A 22,082-nucleotide genomic window follows, 5' to 3' on the forward strand; every position below is an offset into this window, starting at 1 on the left:
CTCGACATAGAGCACACTGCGATTGTGTCTCCCGTCACACGATAAAGAAACCTTTCCTACTGACGTTTCGCAGCGTCTCGCGCCATCGCCAACGTGAAGAGCATCACCGACGTACTGGTCGCGAGATTAAGCGATTCGGCCTTGCCGTATAGCGGAATCGAGACGATACGCTGCACGCGTTGAAGCACGTCGGCCGGCAGACCGCGGGCTTCGTTACCGAAGAGGATCGTGTGTGAGCCTTGACCGGTTTGGTTGGAAGCATTATTCTCGCCCGAATCGTTGCGTACGTCGTTGTCTTGGTCACCATCTGAAACCAATGTTGCCTCCGCAGCACGACCTCCACCACCATTGAGGTCACCGTTGCAACGCTGCCCGAGCCCGGCCATCACGTCAATCAATGATTCCGGCTTGACCTTTTTAGTGCCATAGACATCCGCGGCCATCACCTCGCTGCCTTGGCTCTGAGCCCACGCAAAGAACTCTTCGGTGCTCATCGTGACCACCGGCAGGTGGAACAACGATCCGGCCGTGGAGCGGATGACCTTGGGATTGAAGCGATCAACACAATCGTCCACGAAAATCACCGCACGGCATCCGGCGGCATCGGCCGAGCGAATCACCGTCCCCGCGTTACCCGGATCACGGATCTGCCAGAACGCGGCCACCGTGTCGCCAAGCGAATCCATATTTCCAGCGTGCTCAATGTCATGTGACGCGGCCACGCTATCACCGAGCGAATCCTGATTCCGACCGCTTGTGACATCGGAATGCGTATCTCTTTGTGCAGCCGTTTCCGCATTCCCGTTGACAGTACCTTTGCCGGTTTCGTCATTATCACTGACGCTGTTTCGTACCTCGGTGCGCCGGGTGGCGACGTTGTGGACCACTTCGGCGTTCGTCAAATCACCGGCTTCACCACCCGCAAAACCCTCAGCCATTCGTTTGCGAATGACGTCAAGATCGCCGACGGCGACGATACCCTGCGCGTCCGTGCTCATCCGATGCATCACATCGCCAGTCACCTGATGGAGATACAGCCCCTGTTCATCGGCTTCGCGCGCGATGTCTTCGACCACCGACGAGACCAACCCAGACTGCCGCTCGTCCATCTGCACATAGCAGTCCTCCACCACGTCCGGCATCCAACGCACGATTTCGCGCACCGATTGCGGCCCCTCGATAAGGAACTTCCCGGACTTCTTTCGCCCTTTGGTCTTTTCAAGTTCCGTAACGCGCCGCACGCGTTCGGCCTTGGGATTGTCAATGATGTGCTGATTAAAAGGCATAGCTCTACTCTACGCGACGTCGACACCATTCCTTGCATAGATCACGGCCAAATCCGGAATTGACAAGAAGGATTCCATGATCCAGTCGAGATCTTATACGATATTGCTCAGCCGCCAAAGAAGGCAAAGGTGCCGCAGAGGCCCGAAACAACCAAGGAGACGACGGGAATCAACAGGCAGACCGCCAAAAATGCCCAATCACGGGGGTGGACGCGGCTCACCCTGGCGTGTGTCCTTGGCAGGTCGGAGCCGAAACCGCGCGCCTCCATCGCCGTGGCCAGCATGGTGGAACGACGGATGGAAAGCACCAGAAGCGCGAATGTCTGCGGGAAGAAGGCCTTGAACTTGTTTTCATCACCCAGCCCACGCGAACGGCGTGAGGCGGTGAGCGCCGCCCAATCGTCGCGCAGCACCGAGAACAGGCGCATGCCGGCAAGGCCACCGTAGACAAAGCGGTCGGGAAGGTGGAGAATCTGGCTGAAGGAATCGGCCAGATCGGTGGCATCGATGCCGATGACGGCGATGATGGCGGGCACGCCGATGGCCAGCACACGCAATGCCGTCGCCAGCGCAAGCATCAACGAACGATCCGTAATGGTCATCAATCCCCAGTGCCACCAGAGGGTACCACCCTCCTTGCCGTAGAGCACCACGGCAAGAGCCGATCCGGGAGCTCCGATGAACACGGGCCACGTGGACTTGACCACGCGCCAAGGCGATATGCCCAGGATGGCCAGCAACAGGAATTCCACGGCCAGAGCCACACCGGCGGACACCCAATCGAGGCTCAGCAACATCGGCAGGGCCACCAGCAGACCGCCGATGAAACGGAACGAAGGGTTGAGGGTGGCCAGGAACGGCGAAGCGCTGGACTGATGCTCCGGTTCCTGTCGGTCGTTGATGGCGCTGACTTCGACGGTTTCAGGCTTGCTTTGTTGCCTGCCTTCCGACGTTTCCGCAATCTTGCTGGCAGATCGCCTGCTTTGGCTACTGGAATCTTCGCCACCATCACCGACAACGGATTCGAGGCTTACACCATCATCCCGCCCGTCGCTGCCATCGGCTCGGAACTCGATAACCCGGGCATCCAAAGCACGCACGAGGTCACGATCATGAGTGACAACGATGATGCAGATGCCTTGGTCACGCAATTGTGCGATAAGATCGACCATTTCAAGCCATGTGGTGCGATCCTGGCCGAAAGTGGGTTCGTCGAGGATCAGCACTCGTGGGGCCGATGCCAAAGCCGACGCGACGGTCAAGCGCCGTTTTTCCCCGCCGGAAAGCGTATAGGGATTGACCTCGGCATACCGGTCCAGCCTGAAGTGTTTGAGTAGCTCGATCGCGGCGGTTTTGGCCTCTTGCTCAGATGTGCCGGCCTGAATCGGGCCGAGCATCACTTCTTCGAGCACCGTACCGCGGGCGAACTGGTGTTCCGGATTCTGGAACACGTATGATATTCGGCTGGCCAGCTGGGAGGATTTCCAAGCTATCGGCGCGGTTGTCTTGACACCTTGTGCCAAAGGCCCTCGGGCCACCACCTCGCCGGAAACCGGCTCAAGCAGCCCCGCCAGCGAAAGCGAAAGCGTCGATTTGCCCGCCCCGTTACGTCCGACCAATGCCGTCACTTCGCAGCTGCTGAAATCGAGATTGATGTTTTCGGCTATGGCCTTGCCCGCTCGTCCGATAGCCAGATGTCTGGTGGAAAGAACAGGGATTTTCTTGGTATTGCGGCCATTGTGCGATGTACTGATTCCCGAATGGAAACGACTCCCTAATTCACGTTGACGGTATTTTCGGGGAATCCAAATGCCAAGTTCGTCGAAATCGATGGATTTATCGCCAAAAACCTCGTCCGGAGTTCCATCCGCCTCAACCTTGGCAGCCGTGGTACCACCGCTTTTGCCGAGCAACACCACACGGTCGATCAGATCGACCCATTCGTCGACCCGGTGCTCGACCAGCACCATCGTGGAATGGTTGCTGTCAAGTACATTTTTGACTGCACCCACAATCTGGCAAACGCCTTCCGGGTCAAGATTCGCCGTGGGCTCGTCGAGCAGCAACACACCGGGATTCATGGCGAGCGCACCCGCGAGCGCCAACCTCTGCAGCTGTCCGCCGCTCAGGTGCGTGACCATGCGATGCAACTGCAGTCCGCCAAGGCCGACCGCATCCAACGCGCGGCGAACGCATGGCCAGATCAGCTCCGGGGCCATGGCCATGTTCTCCGGGCCGAAAGCGACGTTATCGCCCAACCGTTCGAAGACGGCTTGGGCATCCGGATCCTGCAACACGAGCCCGACCTTGCCCCTTGCCTGGGTGACGGGGGTGCCACCGATCAGGATACGTCCGGCGCTCACGCCCCCGTCTTCGTCCTCATAGGCCGTATGGTTCTGAGCCGTATGGTTCTCATTCGGCTGAGATTGGGTTCCGTCGCTGACACCTACGCCACCGATCAGACCGGCTGTCGCCTCAAGCAAGGTCGACTTGCCGATGCCGGAAGCGCCCAGCAACAGCACGCGTTGGCCGGCCTTGATGTCAAGGTTCAAATCGGTAATGGTGAACTCGGCGCGGGATGCGTGACGATATCCCCAATGTTCGAAGCGTATGGACTGCGGCACGCTGTCGCCGACCTGTCCGGCTTTCACCGTGCACGGTTTGCAATCCGTGGATATCATCGTCTGCATCCGACTCCCTGCATCGCCATTACCGATAAAAAGTTCAACGTCTATACAGACTACGCCTTCCTCGTATGCCCGGAAGCGAATTTATCAAGTGCACCCGTCTTGGCAAGTGCCAGATACAGCAGCCACATCAACGCGCCGGCGATGACGACGCCGGAGACCACGGTGGTGGCGAAATAGACCGGGCCGTAGGCGGCGGTGGACTTCATGGCGATGAGTTTCTTGACGAAGCTATACGCCCAGCAACCCACGCCGGAAAGCGCACCGGAAAGCATGGTCACGCCGATGTTCCATTTGCGATAACGGAACGCGGCGAACACCAGCTCGGCGAGCACACCCTGAATGAGGGCGATGAGCACGGTTTCGACGCCGCCCCATTGGTTGCCGAGCAACGCTTCGAGGATGGCCGCCACGAGTTCGGCGAACACCGCGGCACCGGGCTTGCGTACGATGATGGAGGCCAGCGGGCCGGCGAAGAGCCACAGGCCGTTGAGGATGCCTGCAAGGCCGGGGATGATGGCGTCGATCAGCGACCACGGAGCCGCGGTGAGCACGGCCGCGAGCCAATAGATCAACGAGCTGGCGACGCCGATCGCCGCCGCTACGACGATATCGACGACACGCCATTTGAGGCTGTAAGACGGAGTAACCACATTGTCGAACGACGGTGTAGGTGATGATGATGTTGACATAATTTGTGCCTTTCTGTGGTGCACACCGCCTGTCGGTGTGCATACAAGGCACGGGAAAGAGAGACGTCCGTGCGCCGGCATTGTCCGGACTCACGTTCATTCGGTCGAGGAAATCCTCATCTCAGCCAGCCTGCAGGCCAGCCCCCGTGTCAATTCGCCATCCTAGAGCAATCCCCTGTCAACTGCCAACGGGTAGTCGTGTGTGGGCGGGATATACCATGCTTCGGAACCCTTACTGGCTGAGCCGTTAGAAACGAAGCCCGGTGGGCTCCGTTTAGGCGAAGTGAGCGCGTGACTCGCGCGAAGGCAAAATCTACGATTTTGCATAGGCCAAGCTTTACTCCTCAGCATGGCATATCCCGCCCACACACTTGTGCACAGAGGAAACTGACTGACAGGGGTTGCGGGAGGTGGCTCACCAGCGGATTGCTGCCGCATGAATTAGGGGCCCTATGACATCGGCCGCGTTATTGTGCCCGAATACATCAAGAAACCTTGTGCACGCGGCAGCTATTCGCTTTCAGTGACACCGACCCTGATCCCTTATCACTTTCAAGGTTGTAGCCAGTCAGCTGCCTCAATCATTAGTGGCGGAGCGGGATATGCGATGTTCGGGCGTAAGACACGGCCTGAGCAAAATCAGAGATTTTGCCTTCGCGCGAGTCACGCGCTCACTTCGCCTAAACGGAGCCCACAGGGCTTCGTTCTTAACGGCTCAGCCCGGAGCGTCCCGAACATTGTATATCCCGCTCCGCCACGACTAACCGTTGTAATGAAGCGAGCGAGCTAGCAGCTACTTGCCGAGCTTGTCTAGGATCAGGGCCTCGGTGAGGACGTTGTTTTTGAGGCTCGTCAGATCGACGGACTCGTTGGGGCTGTGGGCGTTGCCCTTGGGGTCTTCGGGGCCGGTGACCAGAACCTGGGCGTCGGGGAAGATGCGCTGCAGTTCGGGGATGAACGGAATCGAACCGCCCTCACCCTTGTTGATCGGCTCGACGCCGAACGCCTCGCGCATCGATTTCAGCGCATCCTGGGTGGCCTCGGCGTCGGGATCCATGCTCCAGCCCATTCCGGTATCAAGAGTGGAGACGGAAACTTCGGCGCCAAACGGGGCATGGCCGGTCAGGAAATCCGTGACAGCCTTGGCCGCGTCCTCGGGACGCTGGTCAGGCGCGGTGCGGATGGAAAGGCGGAAACGGGTCTCGTTGGCGATGACGTTGAACGAGCCCTCGACCGGGTGCGCATCGAATCCGATAACCGAGATACTGGGCTTGGTCCACAGTCTCGAGGCCAACGAACCGGAGCCTGCGAGGCGATAGGAGGAGACCACCGAGGAATCGGCTCGGAAGCCGGCCTCGTCGAGGTCGCGCTGCAACCCTCCTACTGGGTCTCCGCCGGTGAGTCCGGGAATGTTCAGTGATCCGTCCTCGGCATACATCGAGGCAATGAGCATGGCCGACAAGGTATTCGTGTCGAGGATCGGACCGCCGAACTGTCCGGAATGCACCGGATGCTCCAGTGCCTTCACGGTGACGTCCAGGTCGGTGTTGCCTCGAAGGCTCGTGGTGAGACTCGGGATTTCGGCGCTCCAGTTGCCGGAGTCGGCCACGATGATGACATCCGAATCGAACGCGTCGCGGTGGGATTCGATGAAGGGGATGAAGCTCTCGGAGCCCATCTCCTCCTCGCCTTCGATGAAGACCTTGATATTGACCTTGAGATCATCGCCCAACGCGTGCAGCGCGCCGGAATGGATGGCGATGCCACCGCCGTCGTCGGTCGCGCCGCGTCCGTAAAGGCGTCCGTCGATTTCGGTCGCCTTGAACGGGTCGGTGTCCCATGCCGAAGCGTCCGGGACCGGTTGGACGTCATGGTGCGCATACAGCAATATGGTCGGAGCCTTGGGGTCGACGATCTTGGAACCGACCACCTCGAAAGCACCTGGGGTGCCGTCGGGATTCTTGGACTGCACTACTTTGGCGTCCACCCCACGCGCTTTCAGCTCGTCGGCCACAAATTGCGCCGAACGCCGCATGTGTTCCCCAGTGATGCCCTGCGCCGAAACGGATTTCAACGCGACCTTCCTGCTCAACAGATCGACTACACGCTCAAAATCGTCATCAACCCGCGAACGCAGTTCTTCCTTGCTCAATGCAGACATGTGATGCTCCTTGTCAAATTTGTTCGTTACCTCGATAATCACACAGACCCGGGAAAACGCGAGAAAATCACTGAAAATACCTTTATTCTCCGCTCTTTGCCTCGATTCGAGAGTCGAGGCTTGCCCGTAATCTCGAGAGAATGACATGGAATCCCTTCAGCAAGGACAAAGACAAGGAAACGGCACAGAAATCCGTCGATTCCGCAGTGAACGAACCTGAGGAACAGGAAAGCAAAGGTCATCCCACACCAAAGCGCAAGGTCGCCGAGAAACGCAACCTCCACCCTCTCGTTCCCAAGAACCGCAAGGCCGACCGTAAGGCCGCCAAAGAGCGTATCAGAAAAAGGGAAGACGAACAGTACGATGCGATGCGCAACGGAGATGTGGCCCATATGCCACGTCTGGAACGCGACCCGGCGCATATCTATGTGCGCGATTACGTCGATGCCCGGTTCAATCTCGCCGAATACTTCATTCCGGTGATTTTCGGCGTCATGATTTTCGGCATTATCATCGCCGTCAAGTGGCCGGAGCTTTACATGCCGATACTGATGCTGTCCTACGTCTATCTGATTGTCTCGGTCATCGACATCTTCCTGATGTGGCACAAGCTCAAGCAGAAGCTGATCGAGAAGTTCGGCGAAAAATCCGTGGCCAAAGGCACGCGCATGGGTTCCTACGCCTGGGGCCGCGCCCTTCAGCTCCGCCGTTGGCGTATCCCCAAGCCGACGTCCAAAAAACGCGGCAATTGGCCGAAGTAAGCCGGACACGCTGAATCGTTGCCCCAAGAAAAATGCCTTTGTACGCTTTCATAGGATTGCGTGCGAAGGCATTTTGTGTCTCTGGGCACAATCAGTACCTGCGTTTTCCTTAACTGCCGGTTAGTATTGGCGTTGATAAGATTTTGGAGCGAACATGCAGAATACACATATCGACATCGCCGTCATCGGCGGGGGTCCTGGCGGATACGCCACGGCACTGCGAGCCAGCGAACTGGGGCTTTCGGTCATCCTGGTCAATCGCGAAGAACGGCTCGGCGGCACCTGTCTCAATCGCGGGTGTATCCCCTCCAAAGCACTGATCACCGCGACGCGGGCGATTCACAATGTCAGTGACGCGAAGCGTATGGGGATCGACGCGAGTATCGACAGCATCGATTTCGCGAAACTCGCAGCCTTCAAGGACAATGCCGTGAAGACGATGACCGACGGACTCGCCTCACTGCTTGCCGCCAGAAAAGTGAACGTCGTCAAAGGCGAGGCCTCAATCGTCGAGAATCATCGTGTCAGAGTAACCACTGATGTAGCGAATACCGACAATCGCAGCGCCGACGATGCTACAGTGCCGGAACGCACTTCGAAAAACGACGCTCAATCCGTCAACAACTCGAACAACCCGGATAGTCCAGACAGCTCTTCTTCCTTCGAGATCAACGCTGACAACATCGTGATAGCCACCGGCTCACGTCCAAGGCCGTTGCCGGACCATCCTTTTGCAGGCCGGATAATCGACTCGACCCAGGCGCTCGATCTGCCTCGATTCCCCAAGTCCGCCGTCATAGTCGGCGCCGGGGCCGTAGCGGTGGAATTCGCTTCGATGTGGAACGCGGCGGGCGTCGACGTGACCATGCTGATTCGTCACGAACGCGTGCTCTCCCATATGCACCACCGCACGTCGATGGCACTGACGCGGGCACTGGCCCGAAACGGAGTGCACATCGTCACCCACAGCCACCTCACCGATGTCAAAAACGCACCGAACGGATCAGAGGCAACAGTCAGCTACGCCTGCGACAAGGACAAAAACGGAACCGAGCACGAGGTTCAGGCCGACGTCGTGTTGGCGGCCATCGGACGCGATCCGAATACGAATGCCGATTGGTTCAAGGACGCCGGCATCGAACTGGACGAGCATGATCTGGTGAACACCGATGCCAATGGCGCCACCAGCCAACCCGGAATCTGGGCGGTGGGCGACATCACGCAAGGCCCGGCCCTCGCCTACCGCGCCTTCGAACAGGGCATCGTCATCGCCGAATCCATCGCCGGCCTCAATCCCAAGCCCGTCGACAACGCCACGGTTCCCGTTGTCGTCTTCTCGACCCCGGAATTCGCCAGCGTGGGGCTGACGCTCGAAAAGGCAAAGGCCAACCCTGATATCCATGACCCCAAAGAGACCGTCTACCCGATGATGGGCAACGCGCGCATCCTCATGAGCGGCGAGCCCGGCTCGATGTCTGTGGTCACCGGGTCGCATGACGACAGACCCGATACACCGGTAATCCTGGGAGTCCACATGCTCGCCCCGGACGCGGGCGACCTGATCGCCGAGGCCGAACAGCTCGTCGGCAACCGCGTGCCGCTCGGCGACGCCGCACGTCTCATCCACCCGCATCCCACTTTCAGCGAGGCGTTCGGCGAGGTCCTGCTCAAAGCGGATGGACGACCCTTGCACACCAGATAAATCCCCACGAATTCGCAACAGGTTTTCGCATAGATGACCTGACCGCATGTTTTGCGTCGCAACCACTCCCTAAAATCGTGATTTAGTTTGTTCGTGCCTGATAATACAAGTGAGGAAGTCGATGGCCAAAGAGAAAAAGGCGAAAAAAGACAAGAAAAAGGGCCCAAAGGTCATCAATCAGATTCGCCAGATCTATAAGTACACGCACGCGGAAGACAGGGCGCTCCCCTGGCTGCTTGCCGGCGCCTTCCTGCTGCCGGTGGTCGTCGGGGTCATCGTCGGTCTGTTGATGCACTGGAGCTGGCTCACCTGGATATTCATGGTCATCTTGCTGGTGATGGTAGGTGTGCTGCTCTTCACCATGACACTGACCAACCGCGCGGACAAGGTCGGCTATGCCAAGCTGGAAGGTCAGCCGGGAGCAGCCGTCAGCGTGCTCGGCAACATCAACAAGGCCGGCTATAACTTCCCTCAGACCCCGGTCTGGATCGATCCGAAGACCAAAGAGGCGATTTGGCGCGGAACGGGATACAACGGCATCTACCTGTTGGCCGAAGGCAGCGAAAGCCGCACGAAACGTCCGCTGGAACGCCAGAAGCAGTCCATCAAAGGCGTGACCGCCGGAAGCGATATCCCGGTCTTCACCATTTCGGTGGGTACTGGGGAAGGCCAGGTCCGGCTCAAGGACCTGCGTAAAACCGTCTTGAAGTGCAAGAGCTATGAGCCCGTCGAACACAAATTCGCTTTTATGAACAAGATTCATCCACGCCGTCGCTTCGTGCTTACCAAGGACGAGCTCGAAACCCTCAACGGACGCTTGCGCACCCTACAGGAAAAGCGCGGACTCGGCATCCCCAAGGGCATGGACCCCACACGCCCGCAGCATATCAGTCGTCGGGCCATGCGTGGCCGGTGACCCCATCCTCTCGTGACCAAATTGCGAGAGGATTTTTTATATTTGATTTCCCTGAAATTCAAACGAATATCAATTGAAAAACGCCTTACGAAACATATTCGTAACCGAACGCGCGACGTGACGAAACTCATTACTCTACACTTGAAACTTGTTAGTACAACGAAAGGAGCGGTCCATTGACTGCACTTGAAACGAAGGAAGACCTCGAAGCCCTCATCAATACGGAAGGTGTCGAATACATCTCCGTGCGCTTCACCGACCTCTTGGGAGGCCAGCAGCACTTCACCGTGCCGGCCAGCGAATTCCTCAAGGACGCCTTCACCGACGGCGAGCCGTTCGACGGATCGTCCATCCGCGGCTTCCAAGCCATCGAAAACTCCGATATGAAGCTCGTGCCCGACGTCTCCACGGCGTTCCTCGACCCGTTCCGCAAGCATAAGACGCTCGTTGTCTCGCACTCCGTGGTCGACCCGATCACCATGGAGCCCTATTCGCGCGATCCGCGTCAGGTCGCCGCCAAGGCCGAAGCCTACATCAAGTCCACCGGCGTGGCCGACACCGCCTGCTTCGCCCCTGAGGCCGAATTCTTCCTGTTCGATTCCGTACGCTATGAGAACACGATGCAGCGTTCCTTCTACGAAGTCGATTCCGTCGAAGCCCCGTGGAACACGGGCGCCGAAGTCGAGGCCGATGGCTCGGCGAACATCGGCTTCAAGAACCGCGTCAAGGGCGGCTACTTCCCGCCCGCTCCGCAGGACCACAACCAGGACCTGCGCGACGATATGGTCGCCAATCTGCAGAAGGTCGGCCTGATCCTCGAGCGCAGCCACCACGAGGTCGGCGGCGCCGGCCAGCAGGAGATCAACTACCGCTTCAACACGCTGCAGCACGCCGGCGATGACCTGCAGAAGTACAAGTACGTCGTGCACGAGACCGCGTTCGAGGCGGGCAAGGCCGTGACCTTCATGCCCAAGCCGATCGCCGGCGACAACGGCACCGGCATGCACTGCCACCAGTCGCTCTGGAAGGACGGCAAGCCGCTCTTCTACGATGAGAACGGCTACGGCGGCCTTTCCGACATCGCCCGCTGGTATATCGGAGGACTCATTAAGCACGCCTCTTCGGTGCTCGCGTTCACCAACCCGTCGCTCAACTCCTACAAGCGTCTGGTGCCCGGCTACGAAGCCCCGACGAACCTTGTCTACTCGGCCCGCAACCGCTCGGCGGCCATCCGCATCCCGTTCGCCGGCACCGCCCCGGCGGCCAAGCGCATCGAGTTCCGCGTCCCCGATCCCTCCTGCAACCCGTTCCTCGCCTTCTCGGCCCAGCTGATGGCCGGCATGGACGGCGTCCTGAACCACATCGAGCCCCCGGCTCCGGTCGACAAGGACATCTACGAGCTGCCGCCAGAGGAGCTGGACAACATGAAGCATGTTCCGGCCTCGCTGGGCGAAGCGATGGATGCGCTCGAGCAGGACAACGACTTCCTGACCGCGGGCGACGTCTTCACCTCCGACTTGATCGAGACCTGGATCAAGCTCAAGCGCGACGAGATCGACCAGCAGCGTCTGGCCCCTACCCCGCTCGAGTACGAGCTCTACTTCAACTGCTGATTGCCTTTTGATCGTCTTTGACGCTGAGCCATTCGCGTCAACGCTATGATATCCCCGATAAGCCCAGGCTTTTCGGGGATATCCTGTTTCCGGCCGACACCGTCCACACGGATTCCAGCCTTGGCGATATTCTTGAGTCATATTGCCAATGAGGGAAGAGGAAGAATTGAGATTTTGCAAGAACTGCGGGACGCCGCTTGACGATGGTGCATCATTCTGTCTGCATTGTGGAACCAAGGCTGCCCCGTCATACCCGCAAGCCGATACGAACGTTTCCGCCCCACCGCTACCTTCAGCACTCCGGGCGGACCCCACTACCGCCTCCTTCCCGGCTCCACCTATGCCCGCGTCACAGCAAACAGCCTCCGGCATTCCTCTGCCCGTCATGCCAAGTGAATCTCACGTGACGTATTCCCCGCGTCCGTCCGATAAGGCTATGATTGAAGCCGCAAGCCCTCGGTATGGTACAGAAAACAAGCAAACCTCAGCAGTGCCGCCGGCCCAAACACAGTCGTTGTCGCAGCCCCTGCAAACAGCTCCGGCCATCGCACCCGTCCAGCCGCTGACCGAGCCCATGGCCGTACCCGCGGCCCGGAAAACCGGAACGCACCGCAACGTCGCCATCGCTCTTTGTATTGCTTTCGTCGCAGTGATACTGATCGTGGCGGCCACCATGTTCTTCGGCAGAGCAGGTTCGTCGCCGACCGGCGGCTTCGGCAAGCCCGGGGCCCCTGCCGGAACGTGGTCGATTCACGTCAACGGCGAAGGCTACGACGTCAACGCCATCTCGCTTAACGTGGAGCAGAGCGGGAAAATGACGATGTCGATGATGGGAATAAAACTCGGCACCGGCCATTTCTCAGTCAAAGACTATACCGGCGACAGCGTCACCTACAGCGTGGATCACTTCAAGGCTGCCGGCAACAACGGCCAGCAATGGGACGACGTGCCGATGACATTGACCATCCCACGCCGCGGCATCGAAGGCGATTGGGAGATCCACTACACCGAAGACGGCAAGGCCAACGACATGTCGGCGAAGGTGAGCAGCAACGGCGGCATCAAATATGCGTGGGACCTCAACGGTTCGAAAGATTGGTACGACGGGACGTGGCAGTCGAGCGAAGGCAGCTCGGCGAAGAAATCATATAAGATCTCGCTGCCGCCGAGCGTGACGAAAAACCAATCGTATCTGGGAGACGACAACGACATCAAGGATCTTTCCATCATCTTCGACATGCCTTCGAACCGCTGATGGACCGATCTCTAAAACAGATCAAAGACACGACGTGCTGACGATTTACAAATACCCGCAAACCGCTTGCCGCTCATCAGTGCAATACACTGAAGTATCTGATTACCATTGACAAGATTCAAGCGCCAAGATCAGCCTTCAGCCACATCCGAACCGTCGGATCTGTTATTGCTCGTATCGACGAGTCCAGCGGCTTCGAAGACCCTCTTGTATATCTTGCGAATCGTCTCCTGCTTGCGCCGATTGTAATCCGATGGCAATTCACCGGTCTTGGCCGTATACTCGGCAGCCTTGCATTTTGTCTCACCATACCAATCACGGTCGGCTTCATTCATGCGCAGCCAATTACGGAACAGCAGATGTCGTATGGCCTCGGGCGAGCCGAGCGACCAGACGTGCAGGTTGCATGCCGGATTGTCGCCGCGGAACATGCGATGCCCGTACCACCATGGCTCACGGATGACCAGCCGAAACCCCGACCGCTCAAGCGCGGGAACGTATGAGCCTTCTTTGTCCGAATCCGCAACGGTAAGATCGATGTCAATCACCGGTTTCGCGGCCAAACCTGAAACAGAGGTTGAACCGATATGCTCAATGGAAAGAACCCTAAAGCCAAGTGCTTCGACGATTGTTGCCCGCAACCGGTCAAAACGTTCTGGCCAGGACGGATCGTAAGGGACAACAGCAATATCACGCCTCGTCTCTGTACCGGAGACAAACGGCGACATGCCTTGAGGGGCGGGAGCGTCATCAAATGTCGTAATTGACTTGCGAAAGGCGGCTGAAAAAGACTGTGCGTCGCAAACATCAATACCACTGTTTGTTATATCTGTCATAAGCGCATCCTTCTCGAGTCGGTAATCCACAAACGTTCATCACAACAAACCTGATAAAGCCATAAGCTACCGCCAAAAATCCTTAATACTACGGATACCTTCCAATTTTACGCGACGTGTCTCCAGCCGAAGGAGCATCCGAATAGATGGACACGGAAAATGTGAGTCTCCTACCTCATCAATCGGGTTGCCAACGACTTAAAGGCCTCGGCAACAGGAGTATCGGCGAGAGAGCCATCAGAATTGAGAACAGCCGGACGGCCGGAATCGTCGATTTCACGGATCGCGGGTTGGAAGGGCAGCTGGGTCAGGAGAGGGACGTCGTAGCCCAGCGCGTCGGTCAGTTGGTCGGAGACACGTTGGCCACCACCTTCGCCGAAGATACGCAGGCGTTCGCCTTTGTGGTCGAAATAGCTCATGTTCTCCACCACGCCACGCACTTTCATCGGCACCTGAAGGGCGACCAAACCGGAACGGACGGCGACATCCGAGGCGCTGGGCTGCGGAGTGGTGACGACAATCAGCTCGGCGTTGGGCAATGCCTGCGCCACGGAGATGGCCATGTCGCCGGTGCCTGGCGCCAGATCGAGCAACAGCACGTCAGGACTGCCCCACCACACGTCGGCGAGGAACTGCTCGAGCGAACGCTGCAGCCGCGGGCCACGCCAGAGGATCGCACGGTCGGCTCCGGCGAACATGCCGATCGAGATCATCTTGACCCCCCATGCGACCACCGGCATCAACATGCCGTTCAGGTCCGTGGGACGCGTATGCACGCCGAATAGAGCCGGCAGGGAGAACCCGTAGATATCCGCGTCGATGGCGGCAGTGTCATAACCGAGCGCCGAGAAGGTGGCCGCGAGGTTGGCGGTAACCGAGGACTTGCCCACACCGCCTTTGCCGGAGGCGACAGCGAAAATACGCGTCTTCGTTCCAGGCTTGTTGAAGGGGTTCTGCCGTCGCTCGGCCTTGAGCTCGCCCACCAGTTTTTCTAGTTTCTCGCGACTCATCGCACCGATTTCGATATGCGGCGTCAACGTTGCATCGGGATAGGACCGCACCGCCTGCATGATGCGTTCGCTGATGGTCTTGGAAAGCGGGCAGCCCGGCACGGTGAGCTCGACGTGGACGGTCAGGTCGTAGCAGTTTTCACCGTCTTCGCTTTTTTCGGCCTCAAGCGCGGGAATCATACCCAAATCAGTGACGGAACGGCCCAGTTCAGGATCGATGACATGGCCGAGACGCTCATACATCCGCTGTTCGATTTGCCGTTCAATCGTGCCGCTATCCGTCATTGCGCCTTCCTTTTTCGTTCGACTTCCACTGTATCGTTTTCGCAGACGGCTCGCCAGAGTTAATACGTATTACGTAATATCGATAGCGCGAACTCTCTGCGGCCATTGGATTACCGACGATGACGGCAGTCACTGCTCAGCTCTTGTCTCCGGGCTCTCCGGTTTCAAGCAGGGATTTGAACTGTGCCTCGTCGAGCATGGGAACACCCAGTTCCTCGGCTTTGGCTTCCTTGGAGCCGGCATTCGCGCCGACCACCACATAGTCGGTTTTCTTGCTCACCGAGCCGGCAGCCTTCCCACCACGCTCTACGATGGCCTCCTTGGCCGATTCACGGCTGTAGCCTTCCAGCGAGCCGGTGACGACGACAGTCTTGCCGGCGAGCGTCTGCTCCAACGTGTTCTCCTCGACGCTTTGACCGACACCGGCGGCCTTCCACGCTTCGAGAATCCTGCCACGCCAGTCCCCCGGTTTGCGGGCGTTGGAGAACCACGTGACCACGGATTCCGCGATCTCCTCGCCGATGCCGTCAATGGCCACCAGATCATCCACGCTCGCGTCGGCTATGGCCTCCAGCGAGCCGAAACGGTTGGCAATCAGACGCGCGGTCGGCGGGCCTAGACGGCGGATGGAAAGCGCCACCAACACGCGCCAGAGATCGGCCTGCTTCGCCTTGCCGATTTCCTCAAGCATTTTCTTGGTGTTTTCGCCGGGACGAACATAGACCGGCTGCACACTCGTGCCGCTTCTGGTCTTGCGACGCTTCGAACCGACAACCACAGCGTCAGCGGGAACGTCATAGCCCGGATATTCACGTGAAGACGACTGAGATCCTGCCAGAGTTTGTTGCGAAACCTGGCCTTCCGGCTGTGCGGCAGCGTTGTGAACATCACCAGTACGCGTCGAAGACTCCATCTGCATGGCAGCCGCTTCGGCACCTGCAGCGGAAGTCCGGCTCCCATCGGTTGCTTTTACAGATGAGGACTTCGCCTTCTTGGCGTCGATCGGCGCCGTCCAGAACGCGGGAACCCGATGCCACAACCCAGAGCCGCCACGGTTCTTGCGACGCCTGTGCTTGCGACCTTGTTCGTCGATATGCTCGCTGACCTCGATGATGGCGGATTCACGCCAGACCTCGACATTTCTCAAATCATTGGCAGTAAGAGTAAACACCCCCGCTTCGCTGGTGAGCACCGGTCGCTGCTTATCCGGCAACCGCAGTCCGGCAGCAGGCTCATACGGCTCCGGCTCCTCACCCGGCCCGACCTCGATATCGCGCAGATCCGGCGCGTAGGTCGCCACGCTCTCCGGCCTGTTCTCCTCGGGATTGGTCAGCGCGATGGCGCTCTGCTCGCCCAGATGTTCGATGTCCAGCGCCTTGCGGCTTGCCAGGTTCATCACCCGCTGGGTGAACTGCGCCGGGCAGCTTTCGACGTTCGGGCAACGGATGTCTTTGTCACCCTCCTTGGCCGGGGCCAGTTTCGCGCCGCAGGACGGGCAGTATTCCGGCATGACGAACTCATGCAGTTCGTCCTCATGCCCCTTTCGCCGCTCGAGCACGGGGCCGACGATCTCGGGAATGACGTCGCCCGCCTTGCGCACCACGACGGTGTCGCCGATCATCACGTTCTTGTGACGCACCTCGGAAGGGTTGTGCAGGGTCGCTGCGGCCACGGTCGAACCGGCGACATACACCGGTTGCAGCACCGCAACCGGCGTCACGCGCCCGGTGCGCCCGACCTGCACGACGATGTCGAGCAGCTTGGTGTTGACCTCCTCGGGCGGGTATTTGTAGGCGATGGCCCAACGCGGGGCGCGCGAGGTGGCGCCAAGCCTGCGCTGCAACGCCAGATCGTCGACCTTCACCACGATGCCGTCGAGCGCATGTTCGATGTCGCCGCGATGTTCGCCGTAATAATCGATCATGTCAAGAATCTGATCGAAACTCGTGATCTCACGATTGTGCGGAGAGACCGGAATCCCCCATTTCTGATAGAGATCGTAGGCCTCTGATTGATCGTTGACGGCGTCGTGCCCAACATTGACACTACCGGGTGCCCACTGCAGCAGTCCAAGACCATGCGCGTAGAAGCTCAGGTGCCGGCTCGCGGTGATTCTCGGGTCCTTCTGGCGCAACGAGCCGGCAGCCGCGTTGCGAGGGTTCGCAAACGGCGCTTTGCCTTCATCCTCGTTCACTTTGTTCAGTTCTCGGAAATCGTCCCATCGCATGAACACCTCGCCACGAATCTCCACGAAACGAGGAATATCCTGGGCGCTGCCTTTGAGGTTCTGTGGAATCGAGGCGATGGTACGCACGTTGGTGGTGATGTCTTCGCCGGTGGTGCCGTCGCCACGGGTCAGCCCCTGCTCGAGCACGCCGTCACGGTAGAGCAGGTCGAGCGCGAGACCGTCGATCTTGACCTCGCAGGTCATCGGCAGCGGCTTGCCTTCCGGCCATTCGAGGGCCTTCAGCACGCCTTCGTACCATTCCTTAAGCTCATCAATGGAAAAGACATCATCGAGGCTGAGCATCTTCGAAGGCAGCTTGACATCCGGAAATTCGTTCGAGAAGGTGCCGCCAACGCGATGCGTCGGCGATTGCGGATTGTCCAACGCAGGAAAATCGGCTTCGAGCGCCTGCAGACAGCGCAGAAAAGTATCATAGGCGGCATCGGAGGAAACAGGATCGGAATCGATGTAATAGGCTATCTGGTCGCTTTCGACCCATGCGGCCACCCGCGCCCAGAGCCGTGAGGCTGCCTCGCTGGTGAGCTTGGAAACATCAAGCCTCTCAAGTCTGGCGGCATCGGCATCGGTATGCTGCAACGCGGCGATCCATGGCAACGAACCCGGTGCGTATTGCGCGGCACCGGCATTCTCGGTGACTTTGGGCTCTCCGCTTCCGAAATCCCAGGCCAGCTGGTCACCCTGCGGCGTTGCCTTCGTGTTGCCTTGTCCCGTTTCGGGTTTCGTCGACCTGGCCATCTTACCTATCCAATCCGCATACGGCAACGAAAAACATGACGATATCTGCCGCAAGCACTCACTGTCCGATTGTACGGGGAAGTCGGGAAAGGCGGGCGAAAAACACGAGGACTTGGATCGGACTATGCATTAAGCGAACGCAGGAACTGCGCCTGGGCCATGTCCATGCCGTCGTCGGCGCTGTCGTCCATCCTCGCCGCAGCCACCGAAAGGGTGCGGGCGGGCACGAACAACGCCTTGTCGACGCAGACACGAGCCGCGTCGCGGACGATGTCGCCGACTTCGGTATGCGGCCACACCGGCAGGTCGTGGGAGGCAAGCACCTGTTGCGCGGCTTCGAAGGAAACCGGCACCAGAATGCACTGCGATTGCGCGCGTGCCAGCAATTCCTGAAGCTCACCGTCGAGCGAGGCGATTTTGCCGGGTGAGATATGCTCCGACATGATGTAGCAGGCGGCGGCCACGTCGAAATCGCCGAGCATCCATTCCGCATAGGCCAGACGATAGTATGCGTACGCCGCATCGTCACGGTCGAGCGAAACGCGCAACGCGTTGAGGCAGGCCGCCCGCGCCGAATTCCAATCCTCTTCGCGCGCCAGCTGCACCGCAAGGCGCATGTGTGAAAGCGGATAGGCCGGAGCGTAGGAGACCATGGCGTTCAAGTGCGGCAACGCGGCTTTTGCACCCTGCAGTTGGGCCAGGACGTCGGCCAGTTCCATGTGGGCATAAAACAGGTTGTCGGGAATGAGCACGGTGGTTTCATCGCTGGTGGCGAAAAGACGGTTATAGACCACGCGTTCTGCGTAGGAGTTGAAATAACGGGGGGCACCGGTTGGCGCATACAGCGCATCCACGTTCTCGACGGCCTCTTCAAGGCTTGCGACGGCCTGTTCGACCTGACCGGAGAACAGCAGATCACGTGCCTTCACGCGTTCGGCATCCAGATCCTTGGCCACACTGAAATCAAGGTCCGGTGTGTCCACTCCATCGATCAACGCGCTGCTCACGCTTGGTGCGAGCTTTCCAAGTTCCGGGTCACCATTGGCTTGTACCACGGCCATCGCCTGTTGTGCCTTGGCAACGCTGGGAAGGCCGGCATCTTCGGCGATCCTATGGAAATCGCTCACCGCACGCTGCAGCAGGTCGGCGCGTTGGATGGAAAGCCCGGTGATGTTGTCTGTGCCGAGCACACGGCTGGCCTCCCCGTCGATCTTCACATCGGCGAGTTCCGGCTCCTCCTGGCTTCCCAAAGGAGAGAAACGCTTGTCTCGCAAAGTGAATTGCGGATTGGCGTTGCGAGGGATGGCACCGTCAATATTGAGCGAGGCACCGAACCGGCGGAAAGTCTCGATAGGATGCTCTAGCCCGTCGGAAGCGATCGCACGCATGAATTCCTCACGGGTGAAGGTCACGGTTGCCATATTGTGCACGGTCGGGCCGCTGCGCAATACCGCCAACGGATCATTGCCACCGTCTCCCTCAGGACCATCGGCTTCATCTGCCATGTCATCGGCGTGCTGATCACCTTGCGGCACCGACATCGCAATGCTGTCAAGGTCGATCCCTTTCATCAGATCGACAAATTCGGCATCAATCTGTTCGTCGCCATGTGATTCGTCGCCATGAGCTTCATCATCGTTGGCGTTACCGTCGACATGTCGAGGAGTGGAGGAATCGGAGTCCTTGGACTTGTCCCTGTCCTGTCCGGCGATATCGTGGCTCGTGCTGTCGTTCTCACTCGTCTCATTGTTGTTTCCCGGATTGTGAGCAAAATCAGAAAACTCTGTGGACTTGCTCGCGCTATCCGGGTTCGTTTCCCGACTATCGCCGTTCGAATCCGGACGTTCTTGTCCTTCGGAATCACGTTGAGAATCTGAAGACTTGTTCATACTATCGTCGTCTGTGGCTTGGGAGGATGCGGAGGCGAAGGGCATGGACTCGTGACCGGCCGCAACCGCACCGGCCTGGGACGGATCGCCGTGGATATCGCCGTCCTTGGGATCGGCCTTCGAACCACCACGTCTCACATCCCCGCTTGGCATACGTTCGAATGCACCCAAAGCCTGAGCCATGAGTTTGGAAATCGCCGAGTCCTGCTGTTCGACCGCCTCTTGCAATCCCATCGAATCGATGCGGATGGAGACATTCCGGATGCGCTCATCAACGCCGAAGCAAAGGGCGGCGATCAGCAGACCGACCCGCAGATTGTAGCGTTCGCTCATCGCTGTACGCTCGTTGTCGCTCAACGCCACCCAAGCATGACGTTGCGTGTCATACCTGCTGGCCGGCATCATGGTGCGTCCGGCCGTGGTGAAAGAAACGGCCACATTGCCGAGTTCCAGATTTGAACGGAATTCGGTGTCGAAACGATACGGCACCCTGATCTCACGCAGCAACGTGGAAAGCGCCTGGCGATAGACCCATTCGCCACGGCCGGCAGAAGCGGAAGTCCTTGCGGAGGAAACGCCGTGGCCGGCAGCGTCGGTGCTTGCGATATCGGCTGCAATACGGTCTGCGGTCTGACCTGCTATCCCGATCATTCGGGTCAACGAGGCTGAACTCGGCTCACGCAGTTCGACACCCTGACTAGGCAAAGGCTTCAACGCCATCAGAGCAGGATTAGCGAGTAACGCATGGTCGATCTGGGCAGCCTGCGCACGCGTGACCGTATCTTCGATGGGCGATGCCCCGGTATGAGCATTATGTTCAAGCCAAACGCTGACCGCGGAAAAGCGGTTGAGATTGCCTTCGATGTTCAGCGCCTCAAGAGCCGGCGCCAAGTTGAGCGAATCATCCCATGTAAAGAAGTAGGCGCCGGAATAGCTGGAAGTATAAAGATGCAACGGTTCGGCACCATGTACGGCCTCAAGCCCCGCAGACGGCTTCAAGGCCCCGGATTCACGCATCAGATCGGCGAAATAGTCCTCGAGGCCGGAGACGCGCAACCCATGCGTCCTGGCCTCCAGACTGTCACGCACGCTGCGGCGAATCGCGCCGAGCGGCGCTTCCCGGTTGAGCCTGCGGAAGATGTTGCCGGCGCCGAAACCGATAAGCCGGCCGTCCAACTGCGGAAGCATGTAAGTGGCAAAAAAGGCAACGGCCATCGCGTCCCTGTATTCCAGATCGAGGCGCAGGCTTTCCGGAAGACGATACCGCATCTGTTCCAACGTATAGCGGTTGCCTCGCTTAAGCCAGGAGGCGAGCCAGGCCATCTGGCCGAACATATCACGGCCGACGATACCGCCCTGCACCACGTCGATGCCGTGGGCTTTGGCAGTCCGATCTACATCATTCGCCGACATCGTCTCAAAACCGGTATGGCGGACGGCTGCTCGCCTCGAGGATGGTTTGCCGCTCTGGCCGCCTCGCATCCTGCTGTCATTGGAAAGCGAAAAATCACCTTCCTTGCCGAAAACGAGCGCAGGCTCGACATCGTGGGTGTCCATTTGCGGGTCTCCACCCAAAAACACCCGGCCTTTGCCGTCGACCAAAGCGACCTGACAGAATTCATTCGAGGCAAGAAAGACTCCCAGAGCGAAAAAACGCCCGTCAAGCTGCGGCAATTGCGCCCAACCCAGCGAGAGTCCGTCAGGCACATCCGCAAAATCCTCGAAAACATGCCGCTTCACCATCGGTCCCAACGCAACGGCACGGTCGAAAAGTCCCTGCATCATGGCGTTGGTCGTGTTGCCGGCTTTCGAATGAAATGAAGAAGCCGGTGAAGCCGCGCCGACATCGTGGCGCGAAACACCGCTGCCAACCACCGTATTCACACGATGCGCAATATCTCTGGCTCCTTCTACGAGCCTACCGAAACGCGAAGAAGAGGCGAAATCATGCAAATGCTGTGTGAAATTGGACATATCGTCAATTCTTTCAATTCAGCCAGACATAA

13 protein-coding genes and 1 pseudogene are annotated in these 22,082 nt (G+C 58.8%); 6 read left to right on the forward strand and 8 right to left on the reverse strand.

What is annotated here, in order from left to right; all coding sequences use genetic code 11:
- Positions 1-56: 56 nt before the first annotated feature.
- The 4 genes from OZX75_RS03445 to OZX75_RS03460 form a co-directional block, all read right to left on the reverse strand.
- On the reverse strand, positions 57-1,286 hold the full coding sequence (locus OZX75_RS03445; protein WP_277146916.1) for a TrmH family RNA methyltransferase: 1,230 nt from the start codon (positions 1,284-1,286) through the stop codon (positions 57-59).
- 107 nt (positions 1,287-1,393) lie between these two features.
- The gene (locus OZX75_RS03450; RefSeq protein WP_277147375.1) at positions 1,394-3,967 is read right to left on the reverse strand and encodes an ATP-binding cassette domain-containing protein; all 2,574 of its coding nucleotides are present in this window, start codon (positions 3,965-3,967) and stop codon (positions 1,394-1,396) included.
- Between the two features lie 59 nt (positions 3,968-4,026).
- Entirely contained in the window at positions 4,027-4,665 is a 639-nt protein-coding gene (locus tag OZX75_RS03455; RefSeq protein WP_277146918.1) for an ECF transporter S component, read from the reverse strand.
- 793 nt (positions 4,666-5,458) lie between these two features.
- Positions 5,459-6,826 carry a dipeptidase gene (locus OZX75_RS03460; protein ID WP_277146920.1) on the reverse strand — a complete coding sequence of 456 codons (1,368 nt, stop codon included), beginning with the start codon at positions 6,824-6,826 and terminating at the stop codon, positions 5,459-5,461.
- A gap of 140 nt (positions 6,827-6,966) precedes the next feature.
- On the opposite strand from OZX75_RS03460, the gene OZX75_RS03465 reads away from it, so the two are divergent.
- The 6 genes and pseudogenes from OZX75_RS03465 (at position 6,967) to OZX75_RS03485 (ending at position 13,073) form a co-directional block, all read left to right on the forward strand.
- Positions 6,967-7,587, forward strand: coding sequence for a DUF3043 domain-containing protein (locus OZX75_RS03465; protein ID WP_277146923.1), 621 nt, complete (start codon positions 6,967-6,969; stop codon positions 7,585-7,587).
- A gap of 154 nt (positions 7,588-7,741) precedes the next feature.
- Positions 7,742-9,289 (forward strand): dihydrolipoyl dehydrogenase family protein, encoded by a 1,548-nt coding sequence (locus OZX75_RS03470; protein ID WP_277146925.1) that lies wholly within the window; start codon positions 7,742-7,744, stop codon positions 9,287-9,289.
- 121 nt (positions 9,290-9,410) lie between these two features.
- Entirely contained in the window at positions 9,411-10,205 is a 795-nt protein-coding gene (locus OZX75_RS03475; RefSeq protein ID WP_277146927.1) for a DUF4191 family protein, read from the forward strand.
- A gap of 176 nt (positions 10,206-10,381) precedes the next feature.
- Positions 10,382-11,818, forward strand: coding sequence for a type I glutamate--ammonia ligase (gene glnA / locus OZX75_RS03480; protein WP_277146930.1), 1,437 nt, complete (start codon positions 10,382-10,384; stop codon positions 11,816-11,818).
- A 148-nt stretch (positions 11,819-11,966) separates the two neighbouring features.
- Positions 11,967-12,050, forward strand: a pseudogene (locus OZX75_RS08635) (zinc-ribbon domain-containing protein); the annotation flags it as partial.
- A gap of 282 nt (positions 12,051-12,332) precedes the next feature.
- Positions 12,333-13,073 (forward strand): hypothetical protein, encoded by a 741-nt coding sequence (locus tag OZX75_RS03485; RefSeq protein ID WP_277146931.1) that lies wholly within the window; start codon positions 12,333-12,335, stop codon positions 13,071-13,073.
- Between the two features lie 131 nt (positions 13,074-13,204).
- Here OZX75_RS03485 and OZX75_RS03490 read toward each other — a convergent pair whose 3' ends face one another.
- The 4 genes from OZX75_RS03490 to OZX75_RS03505 all read right to left on the reverse strand — a co-directional run bounded on the left by OZX75_RS03490 (position 13,205) and on the right by OZX75_RS03505 (position 22,050).
- Positions 13,205-13,909 carry a GrpB family protein gene (locus tag OZX75_RS03490; RefSeq protein WP_277146933.1) on the reverse strand — a complete coding sequence of 235 codons (705 nt, stop codon included), beginning with the start codon at positions 13,907-13,909 and terminating at the stop codon, positions 13,205-13,207.
- A 170-nt stretch (positions 13,910-14,079) separates the two neighbouring features.
- Positions 14,080-15,204: an Mrp/NBP35 family ATP-binding protein gene (locus OZX75_RS03495; protein ID WP_277146935.1), complete on the reverse strand. Its 1,125-nt coding sequence runs from the start codon at positions 15,202-15,204 to the stop codon at positions 14,080-14,082.
- Positions 15,205-15,340: 136 nt separating this feature from the next.
- A complete protein-coding gene (ligA, locus tag OZX75_RS03500; RefSeq protein ID WP_277146937.1) occupies positions 15,341-18,187 on the reverse strand; it encodes an NAD-dependent DNA ligase LigA in 2,847 nt (948 codons plus the stop codon).
- A gap of 122 nt (positions 18,188-18,309) precedes the next feature.
- Entirely contained in the window at positions 18,310-22,050 is a 3,741-nt protein-coding gene (locus tag OZX75_RS03505; protein WP_277146939.1) for a tetratricopeptide repeat protein, read from the reverse strand.
- Between the last annotated feature and the right edge of the window lie 32 nt (positions 22,051-22,082).

The sequence above is a fragment of the Bifidobacterium sp. ESL0800 genome, from assembly GCF_029395355.1.
In the GTDB taxonomy this organism is placed as follows: domain Bacteria; phylum Actinomycetota; class Actinomycetes; order Actinomycetales; family Bifidobacteriaceae; genus Bifidobacterium.

Bases quoted from the DNA above. Each gene is read 5' to 3' on its own strand.
- OZX75_RS03445 (WP_277146916.1), bottom strand. From the start codon at position 1,286: ATGCCTTTTAATCAGCACATCATTGACAATCCCAAGGCCGAACGCGTG.
- OZX75_RS03450 (WP_277147375.1), bottom strand. From the start codon at position 3,967: ATGATATCCACGGATTGCAAACCGTGCACGGTGAAAGCCGGACAGGTC.
- OZX75_RS03455 (WP_277146918.1), bottom strand. From the start codon at position 4,665: ATGTCAACATCATCATCACCTACACCGTCGTTCGACAATGTGGTTACT.
- OZX75_RS03460 (WP_277146920.1), bottom strand. From the start codon at position 6,826: ATGTCTGCATTGAGCAAGGAAGAACTGCGTTCGCGGGTTGATGACGAT.
- OZX75_RS03465 (WP_277146923.1), top strand. From the start codon at position 6,967: ATGACATGGAATCCCTTCAGCAAGGACAAAGACAAGGAAACGGCACAG.
- OZX75_RS03470 (WP_277146925.1), top strand. From the start codon at position 7,742: ATGCAGAATACACATATCGACATCGCCGTCATCGGCGGGGGTCCTGGC.
- OZX75_RS03475 (WP_277146927.1), top strand. From the start codon at position 9,411: ATGGCCAAAGAGAAAAAGGCGAAAAAAGACAAGAAAAAGGGCCCAAAG.
- OZX75_RS03490 (WP_277146933.1), bottom strand. From the start codon at position 13,909: ATGACAGATATAACAAACAGTGGTATTGATGTTTGCGACGCACAGTCT.
- OZX75_RS03495 (WP_277146935.1), bottom strand. From the start codon at position 15,204: ATGACGGATAGCGGCACGATTGAACGGCAAATCGAACAGCGGATGTAT.
- ligA (WP_277146937.1), bottom strand. From the start codon at position 18,187: ATGGCCAGGTCGACGAAACCCGAAACGGGACAAGGCAACACGAAGGCA.
- OZX75_RS03505 (WP_277146939.1), bottom strand. From the start codon at position 22,050: ATGTCCAATTTCACACAGCATTTGCATGATTTCGCCTCTTCTTCGCGT.